The organism is Pseudomonas sp. UMAB-08 (genome assembly GCF_900095225.1).
Classification (GTDB): Bacteria; Pseudomonadota; Gammaproteobacteria; order Pseudomonadales; family Pseudomonadaceae; genus Aquipseudomonas.
Genome location: NZ_LT607450.1, coordinates 1 through 2,207, shown reverse-complemented (window position 1 = coordinate 2,207; position 2,207 = coordinate 1). Strand labels below are relative to the sequence as shown.

The window sequence follows — 2,207 nt, the reverse complement described above, 5'->3', positions numbered from 1 at the left end:
TATGCGTCCGGCCAACACATCTTCCTGACCCCAGAGCCAAAGGCGATGGTGTCCACCTAAATTGAAGTGGACACCAGTTCTAGCCTTTTAAGCGGGTATCGCATGCAACCACCACGTCGTTCTTACTCCAAATCCTTCAAGGCCCAGGTCATCCAAGAGTGCGCCCAGCCCGGCGCTTCGATTGCCAGCGTCGCACTGAGCCACGGCATCAACGCAAACCTCGTCCATAAGTGGATTCGACTGCAATCGCAGACAAGTGTTGCCAAGCAACCAGCCTTCATTCCGCTGGCTCTACAATCGCCCGTCTCTCGCTCAGATATCAATCCAGCCACTATTTGCCTCGAAATCCCACACCCGCGTGGCACCGTCAAAGTGAGCTGGCCAACCGAAAACGCAGCGGCCTGTGCAACTTTTCTTCGAGATCTGTTGCGATGATCCGCATCGATTCAATCTGGCTCGCCACCGAACCCATGGACATGCGTGCCGGCACCGAAACTGCTCTGGCACGAGTGGTGGCAGTGTTCGGTGCGGCGCAGCCGCACTGTGCTTATTTGTTTGCCAATCGCCGCGCCAATCGCATGAAAGTGCTGGTGCATGACGGGTTGGGTATCTGGCTGGCGGCCCGCCGTCTGCACCAGGGCAAGTTCGTCTGGCCGGGTTCTCGACACGGTACTCAGGTGGAGTTGGGTGCGGAACAGTTGCAAGCTTTGGTGCTGGGTTTGCCTTGGCAAAGAGTCGGGCCAAGTGGCGCAATTTCCATCCTATAACGCCCGCCATAGCCAGTCGGGCCGTGCAATTGTCCGATGGATCTATCGTCGGTATTAGCCTGTTCTGGCAAAATCGGCGGTATGAATTCGCTCCCCAATCTCGACCAACTAAACCCTGAACAACTGCGTGCTTTGGCGGCGCAGTTGATGCAGCGTGTCGAAAGTCTCGATCAGGCAGTCGAGGCAATGGGCAAAAAGATTCATCGTGACCAAACGGTGATCGAGAAGTTGACCCACGAGATTGCACAGCTCAAACGTTTCAAGTTTGCCAAGCGCAGCGAGCAGTTAAATCCGCAACAAGCCAGCTTGCTGGACGATCTGATCGATACCGATATCGCTGCGATTGAAGCTGAGCTTCAGGCACTGCAAACACCTTCCGTTCCTACCGAAACAAAGCAAAAGCCTAAGCGCACAGCGTTACCGCCGGAGTTCCAGCGCACCCTGATCCATCACGAACCCGACAATAGCCATTGCCAGTGTGGCTGCGCCCTCAAGCGTATTGGCGAGGATGTCAGCGAAAAACTCGACTACACGCCGGGCGTGTTCACTGTCGAACGCCACATCCGAGGCAAGTGGGTTTGTGATGACTGCGAAACGCTGATCCAGGCACCGGTTCCGGCGCACGTTATCGACAAGGGCATCCCGACCGCAGGGCTGCTGGCCCATGTCATGATTGCGAAGTTCGCCGACCATCTACCGCTCTATCGTCAGGAATCGATTTTTGGTCGAGCTGGCCTGGTCATCGCTCGCTCAACCTTGGCGCAATGGGTTGGCAACTGTGGTGTGCAGTTGCAGCCGCTGGTGGATGCCTTGCGTGATGCCGTTCTTGCACACGGCGTGATCCACGCCGACGAAACGCCGGTACAGATGCTCACGCCCGGCGCAAAGAAAACCCATCGCTCCTATGTCTGGGCCTACGCTACCAGCCAGTTTTCGGACTTGGCGGCGGTCGTTTACGACTTCAGCCCCAGCCGCGCAGGCGAACACGCCCGCAACTTCCTGGAAGGCTGGAAAGGCAAGTTGGTCTGCGACGATTTTGGCGGTTATGTTGCGTCCTGATTTATGTGATTCCGGCCGCGCCGATCAGCTTTTTTGGTAGCAGCGGTAGGTGATCGGCGTAACATAATTTTCAGAGTTCTAGTGGCCTTCGCTGCTACGGGTATCAGCCCTTTTCAAGAATCGCTACTCCTCAACTGCCGCATGCGCACGCCCCCAAGCGGAACCGCTGGCTTGCTGAACGCGAGAGAAGCCCACAGCACTGTGCTGAGCAACTGTGGTGCTTGTCACGAGCCGGCCTCCGCTGCCATAGCTTACGAAGTTCATGCGAGAACTATGCGCGGAATGTGCCGCTCAAATTTATGTGCTGCTTTCTATGCTGAAAACCCCATTGGGAGGCTTCGCCGTTACGACCGCAACATAACTCTGGCCGCAACATAACCG

At 56.5% G+C, this 2,207-nt stretch carries 2 protein-coding genes and 1 pseudogene; all 3 read left to right on the top strand.

Features of this window, described 5'->3' with window-relative positions:
• Positions 1-102: 102 nt before the first annotated feature.
• On the top strand, positions 103-435 hold the full coding sequence (locus K0F75_RS25355) for a transposase (protein ID WP_236255051.1): 333 nt from the start codon (positions 103-105) through the stop codon (positions 433-435).
• Entirely contained in the window at positions 432-767 is a 336-nt protein-coding gene (tnpB, locus tag K0F75_RS26010; protein WP_236255050.1) for an IS66 family insertion sequence element accessory protein TnpB, read from the top strand. Before K0F75_RS25355 ends, tnpB begins: the two co-directional genes overlap by 4 nt.
• Before the next feature lie 81 nt (positions 768-848).
• Positions 849-1,823, top strand: a pseudogene (locus K0F75_RS25345) (IS66 family transposase); the annotation flags it as partial.
• Positions 1,824-2,207 lie beyond the last annotated feature (384 nt).

What these genes read in the sequence shown, in the direction of transcription:
- K0F75_RS25355 (WP_236255051.1), top strand. Translation starts at nt 103, where the DNA reads ATGCAACCACCACGTCGTTCTTACTCCAAATCCTTCAAGGCCCAGGTC.
- tnpB (WP_236255050.1), top strand. Translation starts at nt 432, where the DNA reads ATGATCCGCATCGATTCAATCTGGCTCGCCACCGAACCCATGGACATG.